This window comes from Proteus faecis (assembly GCF_030286765.1).
Lineage (GTDB): Bacteria > Pseudomonadota > Gammaproteobacteria > Enterobacterales > Enterobacteriaceae > Proteus > Proteus faecis.
Genome location: NZ_JASVWV010000009.1, coordinates 107,641 through 124,630 on the forward strand (window position 1 = coordinate 107,641; position 16,990 = coordinate 124,630).

Annotated in this window: 13 protein-coding genes and 1 riboswitch; of the genes, 5 read left to right on the forward strand and 8 right to left on the reverse strand. The window is 37.9% G+C overall.

Annotated elements, in window-relative coordinates; all coding sequences use genetic code 11:
- Positions 1–2: 2 nt before the first annotated feature.
- Both cpdA and nudF read right to left on the reverse strand, forming a co-directional pair.
- Entirely contained in the window at positions 3–842 is an 840-nt protein-coding gene (cpdA, locus tag QSH13_RS12560) for a 3',5'-cyclic-AMP phosphodiesterase (RefSeq protein WP_109396223.1), read from the reverse strand.
- Positions 843–1,068: 226 nt separating this feature from the next.
- Positions 1,069–1,704: an ADP-ribose diphosphatase gene (gene nudF, locus QSH13_RS12565; RefSeq protein WP_109396224.1), complete on the reverse strand. Its 636-nt coding sequence runs from the start codon at positions 1,702–1,704 to the stop codon at positions 1,069–1,071.
- Positions 1,705–1,917: 213 nt separating this feature from the next.
- Between nudF and tolC the strand changes: the two genes are divergently transcribed.
- The 3 genes from tolC (at position 1,918) to QSH13_RS12580 (ending at position 5,539) form a co-directional block, all read left to right on the forward strand.
- Positions 1,918–3,309: an outer membrane channel protein TolC gene (gene tolC / locus QSH13_RS12570; protein ID WP_286039230.1), complete on the forward strand. Its 1,392-nt coding sequence runs from the start codon at positions 1,918–1,920 to the stop codon at positions 3,307–3,309.
- A 329-nt stretch (positions 3,310–3,638) separates the two neighbouring features.
- Positions 3,639–4,367: a DUF1190 family protein gene (locus tag QSH13_RS12575; protein WP_072064305.1), complete on the forward strand. Its 729-nt coding sequence runs from the start codon at positions 3,639–3,641 to the stop codon at positions 4,365–4,367.
- An 8-nt stretch (positions 4,368–4,375) separates the two neighbouring features.
- The gene (locus QSH13_RS12580) at positions 4,376–5,539 is read left to right on the forward strand and encodes a glutathionylspermidine synthase family protein (RefSeq protein ID WP_100158799.1); all 1,164 of its coding nucleotides are present in this window, start codon (positions 4,376–4,378) and stop codon (positions 5,537–5,539) included.
- Between the two features lie 508 nt (positions 5,540–6,047).
- Here the strand turns inward: QSH13_RS12580 and ygiD are convergent.
- A complete protein-coding gene (gene ygiD / locus QSH13_RS12585) occupies positions 6,048–6,833 on the reverse strand; it encodes a 4,5-DOPA-extradiol-dioxygenase (RefSeq protein ID WP_109396226.1) in 786 nt (261 codons plus the stop codon).
- A 174-nt stretch (positions 6,834–7,007) separates the two neighbouring features.
- Complete coding sequence (ribB, locus tag QSH13_RS12590; RefSeq protein ID WP_109396227.1) at positions 7,008–7,661, reverse strand: 3,4-dihydroxy-2-butanone-4-phosphate synthase; 654 nt, start codon at positions 7,659–7,661, stop codon at positions 7,008–7,010.
- 124 nt (positions 7,662–7,785) lie between these two features.
- Positions 7,786–7,945: riboswitch (FMN riboswitch) on the reverse strand.
- A gap of 201 nt (positions 7,946–8,146) precedes the next feature.
- On the opposite strand from ribB, the gene ubiK reads away from it, so the two are divergent.
- Positions 8,147–8,467: a ubiquinone biosynthesis accessory factor UbiK gene (gene ubiK / locus QSH13_RS12595; protein ID WP_286039231.1), complete on the forward strand. Its 321-nt coding sequence runs from the start codon at positions 8,147–8,149 to the stop codon at positions 8,465–8,467.
- 98 nt (positions 8,468–8,565) lie between these two features.
- Here the strand turns inward: ubiK and QSH13_RS12600 are convergent, their stop codons facing one another.
- A complete protein-coding gene (locus QSH13_RS12600; protein WP_185901226.1) occupies positions 8,566–9,888 on the reverse strand; it encodes a 6-phospho-alpha-glucosidase in 1,323 nt (440 codons plus the stop codon).
- Positions 9,888–11,516 carry an alpha-glucoside-specific PTS transporter subunit IIBC gene (locus QSH13_RS12605; RefSeq protein WP_286039232.1) on the reverse strand — a complete coding sequence of 543 codons (1,629 nt, stop codon included), beginning with the start codon at positions 11,514–11,516 and terminating at the stop codon, positions 9,888–9,890. Before QSH13_RS12605 ends, QSH13_RS12600 begins: the two co-directional genes overlap by 1 nt.
- A gap of 301 nt (positions 11,517–11,817) precedes the next feature.
- On the opposite strand from QSH13_RS12605, the gene QSH13_RS12610 reads away from it, so the two are divergent.
- Positions 11,818–12,522: a GntR family transcriptional regulator gene (locus tag QSH13_RS12610; protein ID WP_109396231.1), complete on the forward strand. Its 705-nt coding sequence runs from the start codon at positions 11,818–11,820 to the stop codon at positions 12,520–12,522.
- Positions 12,523–12,614: 92 nt separating this feature from the next.
- Here QSH13_RS12610 and hldE read toward each other — a convergent pair whose 3' ends face one another.
- Together hldE and glnE are read right to left on the reverse strand one after the other, a co-directional pair.
- Positions 12,615–14,039 carry a bifunctional D-glycero-beta-D-manno-heptose-7-phosphate kinase/D-glycero-beta-D-manno-heptose 1-phosphate adenylyltransferase HldE gene (hldE, locus tag QSH13_RS12615; protein WP_109396232.1) on the reverse strand — a complete coding sequence of 475 codons (1,425 nt, stop codon included), beginning with the start codon at positions 14,037–14,039 and terminating at the stop codon, positions 12,615–12,617.
- Positions 14,040–14,135: 96 nt separating this feature from the next.
- Positions 14,136–16,976 (reverse strand): bifunctional [glutamate--ammonia ligase]-adenylyl-L-tyrosine phosphorylase/[glutamate--ammonia-ligase] adenylyltransferase, encoded by a 2,841-nt coding sequence (glnE, locus tag QSH13_RS12620; protein WP_286039233.1) that lies wholly within the window; start codon positions 16,974–16,976, stop codon positions 14,136–14,138.
- Positions 16,977–16,990 lie beyond the last annotated feature (14 nt).

A 16,990-nucleotide genomic window follows, 5' to 3' on the forward strand; every position in this document is an offset into this window, starting at 1 on the left:
ACTTAATAGCCATCCGCATCAAGATCAGGGCAAAATTCAGTACCCGCTAAACGGTAAACTTGTGTTTCAATTTTGCCCTTCTCATCAGATGAAAGTGACATTTCCAAATAGCGCCAACCCGGAGAAACAGTATCTAATGTAAAATTTGTACAATGAGGACGAAACTGAATGCACGTAGAAGGCGTCGCCAATAAACGAATACCATTCCACATCTCATCCATTTCTTGATGAATGTGCCCACAAAGCATCATTTTTACTTGAGAGTGCTCTCTTAAACGCTCAGCCAATTCTTGAGAATTTCTTAAACTGTGTTGATCTAACCATGTACACCCTGAAGGCATAGGATGATGATGCAACAAGATAACCGTATCTCTGTGTTTTTGACTTTCGAGACAACGTGTTAGCCAATCTAACTGACAATCTGATAACTCACCATGAGGAACGCCTTGAATTTGGCTATCTAGTAACAGCATTTGCCAATTATTACCAATCAACACTTGTTTAGCTGACAAAATTCCTGCCTGATTTAAAGCATCAATCATCGCAGGTTGATAGTCATGATTACCCGGCAACCAAACACAAGGAGGTGTTAGTGTCGCAACACCATCAACAAAATGCTGATAAGCTTCAACGGTTTGATCTTGAACTAAATCACCTGTCGCAACAATCAAGTCAACATCAAGCCCTTGCTCTCTGATCGCATTTAATACCGCATGGTAGCTACGATAGGTATTTATACCCAGCAAAGTGTCTTCCACATTAGCAAAGAGGTGGGTGTCTGTAATTTGTAATATTCTTACGGTGCTTTTGTGTTTCACCGATAATTCAAGCTGGCTTTCCAAAAGGTTTCCTTGTTTCACTCTCATTAGCCGTTATGTTAACGTATTTTTGTAGTAAAGATCTGCCAACCAATACACATTTCAAAAGATTAGTGAGAAATATTCTCGCTTTCAATCACGTTTTTTTCACTTCTTTTTACAATTTAATTCATTTGATATCGTATACTTAGAGATAGTTACTCTACTTGATAATATTATTAAAAACACCCTTTAAAGATTGATTAATATCTTAAATTACTGACCAACGCTTTCTTAACTCAAGGTGATGAAGTTGTAACCATTGGAGTGCAATAACGGATGCAGCATTATCAATAATGCCCTCTTCAACCCAACGATAAGCTTGTTCTCTGCTAACAACATGAACACGAATATCTTCATTTTCACACGCTAACCCATGAATACCTTTTGCGGTTGTTGCATCAACTTCACCGACATAAACATACATTCTTTCGCTCGTGCCACCGGGGCTAGAAAGATAACTCACAATAGGTTCACATCGCCCAACAATCACACCAGCTTCTTCTTGGGCTTCACGTCTAACAACATCTTCTGGACTTTCTCCGTGTTCAACCATACCTGCAACCACTTCTAACAACCAGGGTGTCTCGCTGGTTTCATACGCAGGAATACGAATTTGCTCAATTAATACCACTTCATCACGTTTGGGATCGTAAGCAAGCAAAACACCCGCATTGCCTCGTTCAAAAACCTCACGTTTAACCTCTTCACTCCATCCACCTTCAAAAAGGCGATGTTTAAAGCGATATTCGGTCATGCGAAAAAAGCCTTTGTATAGATCTTTTTGATTGAGCAATTTCACATCTTCACGACCATATAAAAATGGTGTATTTTCCCTTTTCTTCATACAATGTTCCTTAAGTTACATTTAAGAGTCTTTTTATTGCTTACGTTTAATACAGATTTAAAGATATTTGCCAACAATTCATGTAAAGTTAATCTAAAATAAAAGGATATGGCACAAATGGCTACCCCTACTTAGGGAAACAATCTGCTAGAATTATCCCCAATCAAGATTAACAGAGGCAACTCAGCGAAACTGTTGCAACAAGGAATTAAAATGAAAAAACTGCTCTCTCTTTTGATCACGATGAGTTTGGCAGGATTCAGCACTGCAAGTCAGGCTGAGGATCTGCTTCAAGTTTATCAAAAAGCAAAGGACAGTAACCCTGAGTTACGCAAGTCATTAGCTGAACGAAATCAAGCTTTTGAAAAAATTAATGAAGCTCGTGGCTCATTATTACCACAATTAGGATTAGGTGCATCTGCAGATTATAAAAGCGGCTATCGTGATGCAAGAGATACCGAATCCAACTCTATTGGTGCAAATTTAACGCTGACTCAAAGTGTGTTTAACATGGCTTTATGGCGCCAATTAAACATTCAAGAAAAAACTGCGGGTATGAGCGATGTAACCTACCAAACAAGTCAACAAAAGCTGATTTTAGACACCGCGACCGCTTACTTTGACGTTTTGCGTGCGATCGATTCATTATCATTTATTGAAGCGCAAAAAGAACAAGTTTACCGTCAATTAGATCAAACAACTCAACGTTTTAACGTAGGTTTAGTGGCTATTACTGACGTACAAAATGCGCGGGCAAATTACGATAGCGTACTGGCACAAGAAGTCGCTGGCCGTAACCAATTAGATAACGCATTAGAAAAACTGCGCCAAGTAAGTGGTATCTATTACATTAATCTTGCCTCATTAAACATTGGTCGTTTTTCAACCACTTCACCAGACTCTATTGAGAAACTGCTAAAAGATGCTGAAGAGCGTAACTTAAGTTTATTAAGTGCACGTTTGGGCCAAGATTTAGCGCGCGAGAATATCCGTTTAGCACAATCTGGTCACTTACCAACCGTAGATTTAAATGCATCAACTGGTGTATCCAATAGCCATAGTCACGACCATAGAGCTGACGCATTAGCAACTCATAGCAATAACTATAGTGGCCAAAATAGTATTGGTCTGTCCGTTAGCATTCCTCTGTATACAGGTGGCAGAACAAGCTCACAAGTTGAACAAGCACAATATGGTTTTACTAGTGCAAGCGAACAATTAGAATCGGTTTATCGTTCTATTGTCCAAATTGCTCGCTCTTCTTATAACAATATCTCTGCATCAATCAGCAGCATTAAAGCGTATCAACAAGTTGTGGTTTCTGCACAAAGTTCATTAGATGCAACAGAAGCGGGTTATCAAGTGGGTACTCGTACTATTGTTGATGTGTTAAACGCCACAACAACACTTTATGATGCAAAACAAAAATTATCCAACGCGCGTTATGACTATTTAATTAACCAATTAAATATTGAATATGCCCGTGGCACATTAAACGAAAATGACTTAATTAAGTTAAATAATACACTGGGCGCAGAAGTTTCTACTTCACCAGATAGTATTATTCGCTCGTTAACAAGCCCTTCTCTTAACGTTGCGCCGTGATCGTGAATTAAGCATTAAGTCACTTATAAAAAACCGCTTTCAGCGATAAACTGATAAGCGGTTTTTTTTATGCTTCTTCTTCACATAAAATATTATGTTATGGCTTAAATTAAGATCTTAACAATATTTATATTCTTGTATTAACAAATAGCTTAATCACAATTAGGTTAAAAAAAGAAGATTCACCTAATTTCATTACACTTAACCTTATAAAGATCACAAATTTCTGGTTATCCCTGATGATTAGGCGTTTCTTATTTATTTTCTAGACTATTTAACCTATCCTAGCTTTTATTTTGAACGTTTTACTTTTTATGGATCTTATCAATATGCCAATGAAACGTACCAAATCGATTAATCGAGATGCTTTCCGTAAAGCATTTCGTCCTTATCGTCTGGCGCCTGTTGCAATCGCCATCACTGCTGTATTCGCGCTTTCAGGATGTGAAGAGAGCGATGAGACAGTTTCACTGTATATGAATGCACAAGAATGTGCTCAAGCGAATCCTTCACAAGCGGCACAGTGCGAGGACTCTTATCGCACAGCATTGCAAGAAGCACAGCGTACAGCCCCTAAATATGCAACATTAGAAGACTGTGTAGCTGAATTCGGTGATGCACAATGTACACAAACAGCATCGATTGATGGACAAGCTGTGAGTACTGAAAATGCTAATAATTTAAACCCAGACAGCTCACAAATGGCTCAAGCTAACTCCGGTGGTAGCTTTTTTATGCCATTAATGGCGGGTTATATGATGGGTCGCCTAATGGGTGGCGGTGCACCAGCACAACCGCTATTTAGTTCACGTAATCCAACAAGCCCTGCAAATGGTAAATTTGTAGATGCAACAGGCCGTAACTATGGTCCTGCGGTTGGTGGGCGTCAAATGAACGTACCAAAAACAGCCATGACACCAAAACCATCAACAACCTCAACAATAACACGTGGTGGCTTTGGTAATACGGTGTCAAGACAAGCAGCCGCTCAACGTACCAATGCTACAAATAATAACCGTAGCTCAACCGGTTCATCTTCTTATCGTTCAGGTGGTTAATTAAAACCATGAAACGCGAAAATATCATTGAACGCCCGGATTGGCGTGAAAAAGCAACTGAATTTGGCTTTAACTTTCATACAATGTATGGCGAGCCTTATTGGTCTGAAGATGCTTATTATCAATTCTCAATGGAAGAGGTTGAAACGTTAGAAGAAACGACAGAAGAGTTGCATCAGATGTGCTTACAAGTCGCTGATAAAGTGGCTAATAGCGAAGAGTTGCTGACTCGTTTTCAAATCCCACGTCACTGTTGGGATTTTGTCCGTGATTCATGGAAATCGTCTCAACCTTCACTCTATTCACGTCTTGATTTAGCCTATGACGGTAAAAGTCCGGCAAAACTGTTAGAAAATAATGCAGATACGCCAACTTCACTGTATGAATCTGCTTTTTTTCAATGGATCTGGCTTGAAGATCAAATCAATGCTGGTCGTTTACCACAAAATGCCGATCAATTTAATAGCATTCAAGAGAAGTTAATTGATCGATTCGCAGAACTTCGTGATCAATACGGAATGCGTTATTTGCATATGTCTTGTTGCCAAGATACCGAAGAAGATCGTGGTACCGTTCAATATTTACAAGATTGTGCTGAAGAAGCAGAAGTCACAACTGACTTTGTCTTTATTGAAGATCTGGGTTTAGGTGAACGTGGTGAGTTAACTGATCTGCAAGATCAGATAATCAGCAATATGTTTAAGCTTTATCCTTGGGAATTTATGTTCCGCGAAGACTTCTCAACTAAACTGGCTGATGCGGGCATTCGTTGGTTAGAACCTTCTTGGAAGAGCATTATCTCGAATAAAGCATTACTGCCAATGCTTTGGGAGATGTTCCCTAACCACCCAAATCTGCTACCTGCTTATTTTTATGATGGTAAAGCGCCTGATTCATTATCACGTTATGTTATCAAGCCACTGTTTTCACGCGAAGGTGCAAATATTCGCATTGTTGAAAATGGCAAAGATATTGCTGTTGCAGATGGGCCTTACGGTGAAGAAGGCTTTATTGTTCAAGATTTCCATCCACTACCAAAATTCGGTGATAGCTATACATTAATTGGTAGCTGGTTGGTTAACGACCAATCCGCAGGTATTTGCATTAGAGAAGATAGAGAGCTTATCACTCAAGATCTCTCCCGCTTCTATCCACATATTATTTTAGATTAATAAAAATCTTAAAATTATATTGAGCACCTTATTGTTTATAAGCAATAAGGTGTTTTTTATTGCAAAAATCTGCTCATTTTATGATTTCAATATATGGCTATATTCCAGAAATAATCATATCCATAGCAGATACAATCGCAGTATGGATCTCAGATTTAACACACACGATAGATATCAACTGTTCTTAACTTATTCTTTGCTACAACGGTTATAGATTTCGTCATAACAACATATTTCTGATTATCTATTTCAATATCGATTTATTTAATGAAATATAAAAAGTATTCATTGAATAGTAATGAAGCTTATCAGAGATTTATTTAAATAAAAATAAAATCAATATAAACAAAAGGTTAAATGTATTTATTATATCTATATAAAAAATTGGAAAGAACAACAATAAGGGAAATATAATGTGTCGATACGTTATATTTAATATAAAAAAGGTCAAATTCTATAAAAACGAATTTGACCTTTAAATTTTATAAACTGGTTTTATTGGATGATTTTATCCAATTTGAAATGTCATCATGCTGAGCGATTTATTGACAATATCATTATTCAGTAATGTCACTTTTTCACCTTCTTGTTTTAAACCTAATAGGTATAACGCAGGTAAAAAATGCTCTGCGGTTGGATGGGACAATCGCCCTTCTTCCGTTGATAAAATCGTAAATAAATCAGTTGGCTCTTTGTCACTTTGCAAGCTACTTTCTATTGCTTCACTAAACGAAAGTGCCCAAGGATAAGGCGCTGCATCGCTATTTTGCCAATCCATCATTCTTAAGTTATGAACAATATTACCGCTACCAATAATTAAGACACCTTCTTTACGCAATTCAACCAGCTTTTGCCCTAATTTATAGTGCCATTGTGCCGATTGACGTGCATCAATGCTTAACTGAACAACTGGAATATTTGCGTTGGGATACATTTTTTCAAGTATTCCCCAACTGCCATGATCTAATCCCCATTGATCCATATCGAGTTTTAATTTAATCGGATCAATCAGATCTTCAATCAGCGCAGCTAAACTTATCGAGCCTCGAGCTGGGTATTCTATTGCATACAATTCTGGTGGAAACCCGTAAAAATCATGAATTGTCTTTGGTTGCGACATTGCCGTTACATAAGTTCCATCAGTATACCAATGGGCTGAAATCACTAAAATCGCTTTAGGTTGAGGAAGCGTTTCCCCCAATTCTGACCAGAGGCGAGTATATGTATTATCTTCTAATACATTCATTGGACTACCATGCCCAATAAACAGTGCTGGCATCATTTTTGTTTCCATAACCACCTCTATGGCAAGTGTTCTTATCATATAAGCATACTGCCTTCTTACTTGAAATATAGTCAAAGAAGTATGAAATAGTTATTCAAAAAATATGAAAAAAGCCACCTAAGTTTCCTTAAGTGGCTTGATATAAGTGTGTGTGTTTTCAGTGTCGCTTATAACATGTTAATTTCAGCCAGCTTTTTTCTCCTTACGAAGACGATAAGCCACTAAATCTTCAATCGTTAATACCGGCATATTGTGCTTTTTAGCAAAAGTGATCACTTCTGGTGCTCTTGCCATTGTGCCATCATCATTTGTTAATTCACATAACACTGCAACAGGTTTAAAACCGGCTAAAGTTGCCAAATCAATCGACGCCTCAGTGTGTCCACCTCGCGTTAACACACCACCAGGTTGCGCACGTAATGGAAATACGTGACCAGGGCGGTTTAAATCACTTGGTTTTGCATTGTCAGCCGCCGCCGCACGTACCGTAGTTAAACGATCAGATGCTGAAACACCTGTTGTTACACCTTGTGCTGCTTCAATTGTTACTGTAAATGCCGTATGGAAATGACTGGTGTTATTTTCCACCATCATAGGCAAATCAAGTTGTTGGCGACGTTCTTCTGTAATGCATAAACAAACAATACCACTACCATGACGAATAGACATCGCCATTTGTTCTGTAGTCATCGTTTCTGCGGCGAAAACCATATCGCCTTCATTCTCGCGATCCTCGTCGTCGAGCACCATCACGCCTTTACCCGCACGCAGGGCTTCTAGAGCAAGTTCAACACGCTCAAATGGATTACCGAATTCGGAAAGTAGCGTCTGATTCATGGTAAAAAAACCTCAATAATTAATGAAAGTTACCAGAATCAGGGCAGTCTTAGGAGTGGATCTCTGCTTAGTAAAAACACAAGCAGAAACAACAGGAATGGATACAATGATCCTACTGATGCTATTTTATTCTCTCCCATCCAGACTTTAACTGTCGGCTCCAGAATTACACTGGATCTGCTGACCTTTGCACTACAATAGCAATACAAAGCGCTCGCGGGCTTTACCTAACTATTTAGGTATCTACCGCCGGTGGGGACTTTCACCCCGCCCTGAGATTAACGGTGAAACTATACGCTTTAAAATTATAAGAGGCAATCATCAATCGGTGACAATCTTTGTTTCATCACATAATCATTTTATGACATACGGTTATTTAACGATTTATAATAAAAAATAACAATAATCTTGATATCTGGTTTTATTCCCTCTGTCCTCATATTACACTTAGCCTCAGCTTTCTATTTTATTTGTGAGGATTTCCCATGTTGGACCCGAAAAAACTTGAACAAGTTGCGCGCCAAATCCAAAACGTACTGCCACAAGGCATTAAAGATTTTGGTGATGATATCGATAAAAAAATCCGCACTGTTCTGCAATCTCAATTAAACAAATTGGATTTAGTCAATCGCGAAGAGTTTGATGTACAAACTCAAGTCTTATTGCGTACTCGTGAAAAACTTAATCGTTTAGAACAACGTTTAAATGAGCTAGAAGCGGGTCTGCAAGCAAAACCTCAAGCTGAAGTTATCCAAGTTGAAGACGTTGAAATTGTGGTAGAAACTCAAGCAGAAAATAAAGCTTAATCTATTACTTTATTGCTTATTTAAGTCATAAAGCAAAAACCCTGTATCTCACAAAGACACAGGGTTATTTTTTATCTACTCACTATACTTATTAGCAACTATTTTAATTCTGGCCAATACTCTTTATTCGCTTCAATTAAATCATCTAAAATTGCTTTTGCAACAGTCGCACTAGGGACTGTTTTAGACATCGTAATCGCCTGCCAAAGTTTCAAATATGATTTTTCAATCCATGCTTCTACCACTAATTTTTCAACTGCAACTTGTTGGCTCATCATCCCTTTTTGGAATAATGGAATTTTACCCATAACTAAAGGCTCTGGCCCATGACTTCCAACAATACAAGGGATCTCAACCATTGCCTCTGGATCAAAGTTTATAATTGAACCATTGTTAGGAACGATCAATAACATTCTTTCTTGAGTATTAAACGCAATAGCAGTTGCCAGATCAACAATGTAAGAAGCGTGCTCATCAATCTCAAGATGCCCTGCTGATGATTTACCCGCACTCGTAATGGCACGACAAGCGCTAAATACATTCTTTTCTCTGTGCTCCATCACTTCATTTGCACGAGTATGATGAGGATCAGAATGCGCAACGACATAATCTGGAAATAAATAATATTTCAAGTAAGTGTTTGGCATTGTTGATGGATCTAACGCCCAGACATCTTTTGCTTTACCGAATGTATCATTCCAACTCGCTTCAACCGGCTCACCAGCCACTTTTGGAATATATCCATGTTCAGCAACATGTTTACGAATAACAGGCAATAAATCATTACCCTGCAGATCTTCAACCTGAGTCCACCAGCCAAAGTGATTTAAACCGTAGTAACGAACCCGCATCTCTTTGCGTGATTTTAATCCTGCAATTTGCGCCATACGTGACTCAATGCCAATTGGCATATCGCAAATATTTAAGATCTTCGCATTAGGTTTTAAACGACGAGTAGCTTCAGCGACAATAGCCGCAGGGTTAGAATAATTTAGCATCCAAGCATTTGGTGAATATTTTTCCATATATTCAACTAATTCTAAAACACCACCAATAGAGCGCATACCATAAGCAATACCACCAGGCCCACAAGTTTCTTGTCCTAATACACCATGACGCAAAGGAATTTTTTCATCTTTTTCACGCATTGGATATTTACCAACACGGATATGTGCCATAACAAAATCAACATCCGTAAAGGCAGTCTTAGGATCTGTGGTATAGCAAAACTCAATTTCAGGTGCTTTTTCAGTCAGAATTATTTCACACGCTTTAGCAATGATTTCTTGCCGCTCGGCATCGTTGTCATAAAATTTGATGGCTCTTAGTGGAAAACGTTTTAAATTCTCCAGTAGCATCAAAATAATACCGGGTGTAAATGTACTACCGCCACCTGCAATTACGACTGAGAACTTCTTCATTATATAGCCTCCGACAAGGTGATATTTTGTGAATCGTCTTTCATTAGTTGTTCAATCTTGTCTCTCACTTGAGAAACGTGTAGCCCGATAATAATTTGTAATGCATGACCTTTACGCACTACACCATGTACACCGAGCCCTTTAAAATAAGCATCCGTTTCAACTATCTCGTTATCTATTACTTCAATACGTAAACGTGTTGCACAGTTATTTAAGGATTTGATATTTCTGCTTCCCCCCAAGCCTTCGAGAATACCTTTAGGCAATGCAAGTTTGCGGTCTTCTTTTGCTGTTTTTGCACTATCTGAATTTTGTGATTTTTTATTTTTATAATCTTGTTTGCTATAAAGTTTTATCTCTTCGTCATCTTCTTCTCGGCCTGGTGTTTTTAAATTAAGTTTTATAATTAATGTTCTAAACACCACAAACCAAATCATCGTAAAAATTAAACCTATGACTATTTGTGTGATAATCATTCCGTAATGGTTATGGAACATTGGGATCCAATTCATAGGAAGGAAATTATCGATGATCCCCCCACCCATATTTCCAACAACGCCAAAGTGATAAAGCGTTGTCGCTAATGTGGCGGCTAACACGGCATGAATCGCAAACAATAACGGTGAGATAAATAAGAATGTAAACTCTAAAGGCTCTGTTATTCCCACAAATACCGCGGTCAATGCAGAAGGTATAAGTAAACCTGCAATTTTGGCTCTATTTTTAGGTGCAGCAGTAAAATAGAGAGCCAACGCTATACCAATAGAACCAAAGACCTTGCTATTACCATGTAGCGCAAAGCCACCTTCAGGAAATAACTCTTTTAAAGATTGAGTGCTTTGGCTGAAATATTGCATATTTTGAGCCCAATCAACTTGAATACCATGTTCAGTGACTGCTGGGCCAAAAATAAAAGGTCCGTAAATAAAATGGTGTAAACCAGTAGGAATTAAAATACGCTCAAGAAAAGTATATATCCAAACACCCAAAGAGCCTGATTCAACCATAAATACTTGCAAAGATTGAATACCAATTTGCACTTTAGGCCAGAAAAATAACGTTAGCCATGCTAAGGGCAACATGACAAAAAAACTAATTAATACAACATAGGATGTACCTTGAAATATACCTAGAAATACAGGAAGCTGTTTCTCGAAATAACGATTGTGTATACCTGTTACAATACCAGCAATAATAATTGCACCAATAATACTGGTATCTAATGTTTTAATACCTGCAATCATGGTAAGGCCACTATTTCCACCGACTTCATTTGTAAAGTCCACACCAAAATAATTGCCCCAAACAATCCCCATTGCATTAATAAAATAATTCCAAGTGAGAAAACTCACCATAACAGCAAGGCAGGCTCTTGCTTGTGCTGTTTTTGCTAAACCTATGGGTAAACCAATTGCAAAAATAAGAGGCATATTACGAAAAACAGTCCATCCTCCCTCTTCAATAATATGAACAATTTGAGAAAATAAACTATCGGGTCTTAATAAATCTTCACTAATAAATAATGGATTCTGTAATAGAATTGCAATGCCTACAACAATACCTGCAAAAGGAAATAGCAGGACAGGGGTAAACATGGCTCCACCAAATCTTTGTATTTGACTGAGCATAAAAATATCCTCTTATTTACTGCTACTGAGATAACATGCTATTTAATTTATTTTTATTCTGTAAATTTAGATTAGATTCTTTTCTCTTTATTCTCTCACTAGAAATGAGGTATTCGTGATCTGATTCATATTAATCTTTTAAGCAAAGTGATCTATCTTTTAGTAAAAAAGCAGATCACTTTTTATTTCTTGATAACGTTCACATTTTCAACCTATAAATTATTTTTCTATATATCAAAAGATTAGACTCAGATATTCTAAATATAGAAAGCCGTTTTTTAGAATAAAAAGAGGTATAAAAGTGATCTATAAAGACATTGCAAAAAGCCTAAGAATTCAAATAAATTCGGCTGGATATCAAATTGGTGACACATTACCGTCTGAAAAGTTATTAGCAGAACAATATGATGTTTCAAGAATGACTATCCGTAAAGCAATAGACTTACTGGTTATCGCAGGTTTATTAGAACGAAAACAAGGCTCAGGAACTTATATTAAAGAGAAAGATGTTCATCATGAAAATGCAAGCTTAAAAGGTTTTGTCGAATTAATGGCAAATACAGGCCACAATGTAAGAAGTGAAGTTATAGAGTTTAGTGTTATTCCCTGTCCTTTATCTATCGCCAGTAAACTACGAATTAATTCAAATGAACGTATTTTTTATTCAAGGCGAATACGTTACGTTGATAATAAACCACTTATTGTTGAAGATAGTTATATGCCTGTTAAATATTTTGGTAATTTAACATTAACACATTTAGAAGGTTCTAAATTTGATTTTATTGAAAATATTTGCCAAATAAAAATAGCAGGAAGTTACGAGACATTTCATCCTATAATGCCAGAAAACAATATTTGTCAATTATTAAAAATAGAGAATAACATACCAATATTAAGACTCAGCACATTATCATACAGCACCCATGGTGATTATATAAACTATTCAATAATGTATAGAAATACCCAAGATTATATTGTTGAGTATCATTTAAAACGAGAGCAATAGTTATTAATAAATAATATTAAAAAATAACAAATAATCACCATAGCAAAAAAGCACCCCGTAGAGTGCTTTTTAAACTTAATAAAGGCGCTTAATTATTTCTTTTTAATCGCATTAATAATATTTGTTGTAGAAATGCCGTCTTCAAAATTCAGCACTTTTACTTCACCACCTGCGGCCCAAACTTCTTTGCTACCAGCAATATCTTCAGGCTTATAATCACCACCTTTAACTAAGATATCTGGTAATACAGAAGCAATTAAACGCTGCGGGGTATCTTCTTCAAATGCAACAACCCAGTCTACTGCACCTAAAGCGCCGAGCACGGTCATACGTTGCTCTAATGGATTAACAGGACGAGTTTCACCTTTTAAACGCTTCGTTGAAGCATCGCTATTTACAGCAACAATCAAACGATCACCTAATTTGCGTGCATTTGCTAAATAGCTAACATGACCAGCATGCAGAATATCAAAACAACCATTCGTCATAACAATACGCTCACCGCGCTGACGCGCTAATTCGACGGCTTGTTTTAATTGCTCTTCTTCCATGATACCAAAACCGTTGTCAGAACGGCCACGAATAGCATTTTCAAGCTCAATAGGTGACACTGTTGATGTTCCTAATTTACCGACAACAACGCCAGCTGCTGCGTTAGCAAGGAAACAGGCTTCACTTAAAGGTTTGCCAGCAGCTAAAGAGGTTGCCAATACACCAATTACCGTATCACCAGCCCCAGTAACGTCATAGACTTCTTGTGCTTGAGTTGGTAAATGCAATGGTGCTTCATTTGCTCGAAGTAAACTCATTCCGCGTTCTGAACGAGTGATCAACAACGCTTCAAGATCTAAATCTCGAACTAATTGAGTTCCTTTTTCTACCAGCTCTTCATCGGTTTTACAGGCACCAACCACTTGTTCAAATTCAGACATATTTGGCGTTAATAGTGTCGCACCACGATAACGCTCAAAATCTGATCCCTTAGGATCGATTAATACAGGTACACCCGCTTTTTTCGCCAGTTGGATCATCTCTTGAACATGAGAAAGCGCCCCTTTGGCATAATCTGATAAAACCAATGCGCCAATAGAAGGTAATGCTTGCTGAATACGTTCATAAATAGGTTGAGGATCAACGTTGCTAAACCCTTCTTCAAAATCAAGACGAATTAATTGCTGATTACGAGAAAGAACACGTAATTTTGTGATTGTTGGGTGTGTCGCAACAGAGACAAAATCACAACGCACATTGACCTGATTTAATGTATTACTCAATGCTTTTGCGGCTTCATCAATACCTGTTAAACCCACTAAACGCGAATTAGCACCAAGAGACGCAATATTCATTGCAACGTTTGCTGCACCACCTGGTCGCTCTTCTGTGGTATCGACCTTAACCACTGGCACTGGGGCTTCTGGTGAAATTCGACTTGTTGGTCCATACCAATAGCGATCTAACATGACGTCACCGACAACCAACACATTGGCCTTATTAAAATCCGGCAGCGTTACTTTCATCCCATACTCCACATTTATTTTCAAAATAAGCCGAAATAATACCATAACTTGTTAGGCAAAAAGAGATACACATAAAGACTTCATGCCAACAAACTATTACTCTTGTTCACCAAGCCACTTCAGTTTGCTTTTTAATACACACTCTCGCTCTGCGATAAAACAATGATTATCCACAATGGCAGGCAATGCTTGTAACGCCAGATGATGCAATTCATTACGCAATGTGACATAAGCATGTGTTAAAGCGAGAGCTTCATCTTCATCCATCACTTGATGCTTTGCCATTAGCTCAAAAATACGCACATTATCAGACCAACGAGTTAAAACAGGGTATTGATGAGAAAAACGCAATACTAAATATTGCGCGATAAATTCAATATCGGTAATACCACCAGATGAGGTTTTTAAATCAAACTTGTCCGCTTGTGTTGGTGCAAGGTGTTGCACCATTTTTTTACGCATATCGCGGACTTCATTTTGTAATACAGTAGCATCACGAGAAAGACACAGCGTTTCATGACGAATACGTGAAAACATCTGTTGTAATTCATCATCACCATAAATCATTCGAGCGCGAATTAAAGCTTGATGCTCCCAAGTCCAAGCTTCATTTTTCTGATATTCATCAAAAGCTTGAATAGTACTCACCAACATACCCGACTCACCCGAAGGGCGTAAACGCGCATCGACTTCATACAACACGCCAGAAGATGTTCTGGTACTAAACAAATGGATAATACGCTGTGCTAAACGCAGATAAAATTGGCGAGCATCGATCTGTTTTGCCCCAGTTGTGAGCGTATTTATTGGACAATCCAATAAAAAAACCAAGTCCAAATCAGAGCTATATCCTAACTCCCATCCTCCCAATTTACCGTATCCAATCACCGCAAAGCCCAATCCATCACGATGAGCTAAATGTTCAGGCTCACCATAACGTTTCACCATATATGACCAAGCCTGATGAACAACAGCATGAATAATAGCTTCAGCTAAATAGGTTAAGTGATCGCTAACCTTCATCACTGGCAATACCCCAGTAATATCTTCAGCGGCGATACGCAGTAATTGAGCTTGCTTAAACTGGCGTAATGCTTCTAATCGCTGTTCTTCATCTTCTTCTGGTACACGTAATAAATATTGACGTAATTCATCACGATAAGCATCTAACGGTAGCGGTTGATAGAGTGAATTAGGATCGAGTAATTCATCTAATAACAAAGGGTGAAGTGCTAATTGTTCCGCGATCATCGGAGATGCTGCACAGAGTCGTATAACATGGGTTAAAACTTCATCCGACTCTTGCATCAACTCCAAATACGTTGTGCGACTTACAATGCTTAATAGCAACGGAGTGATCCGTTTTAACGTGACTAATGTTTGAGGTTGCTGACAAATTTTAGCCAATAGTTTTGGCATTAAGGTATCAAGAACATCGCGTCCTCTCGGTCCTATTGTTCGCTTGCCAATATCTTGGCGAAAATTCTGCAACGTCTGATTTATTGCCTCAAGCACCTCAATGGTTAATGTTTCATGAAATAATGACGACGTTTCAGGTAAGCGTCCAAGTAACCAAAGACGCTTAAATTCAGAGATATCATCTTCATCATCATTTTCATCTTCTTCACCAATTAATTGCGTGAAAATCACAGAAACAGCCTGCATCTTGTGATTAATTTCTTGATAAAGCGTTTCCCAATCCTCAAATCCCATTGCAACAGTTAACCGTGCTTTATCTTCTTCATTTTCAGGTAAGGTTTGAGTTTGTTGATCGTCAATAGATTGCAGTAAATTTTCTAATCGACGAAGGAAAAGATAACTTTCAGAGAGTTGAGCCGTTTCTTGTGACGTTAATAACTCAAGTTTAGTGATGACATTGAGTACTGTTAACAATGAATTACTTTGTAACTCAGGCTCTCTTCCCCCACGAATTAGCTGGAACACCTGAGTAATAAATTCAATTTCACGAATACCACCAGAGCCTAATTTTATATTATCAATCATGCCACGACGACGAACTTCTCGACTTATCATGGATTTCATATTTCTAAGTGATTGAATAACACTAAAATCAATATAACGACGGTAAACAAAAGGACGCAACATTTGTCGTAAAACTTGGCAATACTCTTTCTTCTCTGCACCTAAAACACGCGCTTTGATCATCGCATAGCGTTCCCAATCACGCCCTTGCTCTTGATAGTAATCTTCCAGAGCGGCAAAGCTCATGACCAAAGGCCCACTTTCGCCAAAAGGGCGTAGTCGCATATCTACACGATAGACAAAACCATCAATGGTGTGCTGATCCAAAGCCTTAATAAGCTTTTGGCCTAAGCGAGTAAAAAACTGTGCATTATCTAATTCTCGGCGTCCACCCTGTGTAAATCCATTTTCAGGATAGGCAAAAATCAAATCGATATCAGAAGAAAAGTTAAGTTCAAATCCACCTAATTTTCCCATTCCTAAAATCAGTAATGGCTGGGGTTTTCCCTCATTATCACAAGGTGTACCCCATTGTTGGCAACACTGCTGATAAAGCGTATCTTTCGCGACACAAATTAATGTTTCAGCCAATACGCTCAAATGTTTTAGCACACAAGGAATATCGCCTAATTGAAAAAATTGTAGCCATGCAATACGCACTAATTGTTGATGACGAAATTGGCGTAAAATCCTCATCACATCATCTTCATTATCAATATTGGCTAATTTTGCCGTTAATTGAGACTCGTAACTCTGCCATTCAATACAGGTTGGTGGATTTTGCCTGATATCAATCAACCATTGAGGATTAACACGTAAATGCTCTGTTGCAAAAGGGCTAAAAGCAAAAAACTGTTGCTCTTGTTGATTAAAAGGCGCTAGCGCATTTAATTGAGAAGAGAACCCGCACTGTGCTTTATTCCACAATTGTTGAAATACACCGATAACAGACATAAATAGACTCTCAA

What these genes read in the sequence shown, in the direction of transcription:
- hldE (WP_109396232.1), bottom strand. Translation starts at nt 14,039, where the DNA reads ATGAAAGTAACGCTGCCGGATTTTAATAAGGCCAATGTGTTGGTTGTC.
- QSH13_RS12600 (WP_185901226.1), bottom strand. Translation starts at nt 9,888, where the DNA reads ATGAAGAAGTTCTCAGTCGTAATTGCAGGTGGCGGTAGTACATTTACA.
- nudF (WP_109396224.1), bottom strand. Translation starts at nt 1,704, where the DNA reads ATGAAGAAAAGGGAAAATACACCATTTTTATATGGTCGTGAAGATGTG.
- QSH13_RS12580 (WP_100158799.1), top strand. Translation starts at nt 4,376, where the DNA reads ATGAAACGCGAAAATATCATTGAACGCCCGGATTGGCGTGAAAAAGCA.
- ygiD (WP_109396226.1), bottom strand. Translation starts at nt 6,833, where the DNA reads ATGGAAACAAAAATGATGCCAGCACTGTTTATTGGGCATGGTAGTCCA.
- ribB (WP_109396227.1), bottom strand. Translation starts at nt 7,661, where the DNA reads ATGAATCAGACGCTACTTTCCGAATTCGGTAATCCATTTGAGCGTGTT.
- QSH13_RS12575 (WP_072064305.1), top strand. Translation starts at nt 3,639, where the DNA reads ATGCCAATGAAACGTACCAAATCGATTAATCGAGATGCTTTCCGTAAA.
- QSH13_RS12605 (WP_286039232.1), bottom strand. Translation starts at nt 11,516, where the DNA reads ATGCTCAGTCAAATACAAAGATTTGGTGGAGCCATGTTTACCCCTGTC.
- ubiK (WP_286039231.1), top strand. Translation starts at nt 8,147, where the DNA reads ATGTTGGACCCGAAAAAACTTGAACAAGTTGCGCGCCAAATCCAAAAC.
- glnE (WP_286039233.1), bottom strand. Translation starts at nt 16,976, where the DNA reads ATGTCTGTTATCGGTGTATTTCAACAATTGTGGAATAAAGCACAGTGC.
- tolC (WP_286039230.1), top strand. Translation starts at nt 1,918, where the DNA reads ATGAAAAAACTGCTCTCTCTTTTGATCACGATGAGTTTGGCAGGATTC.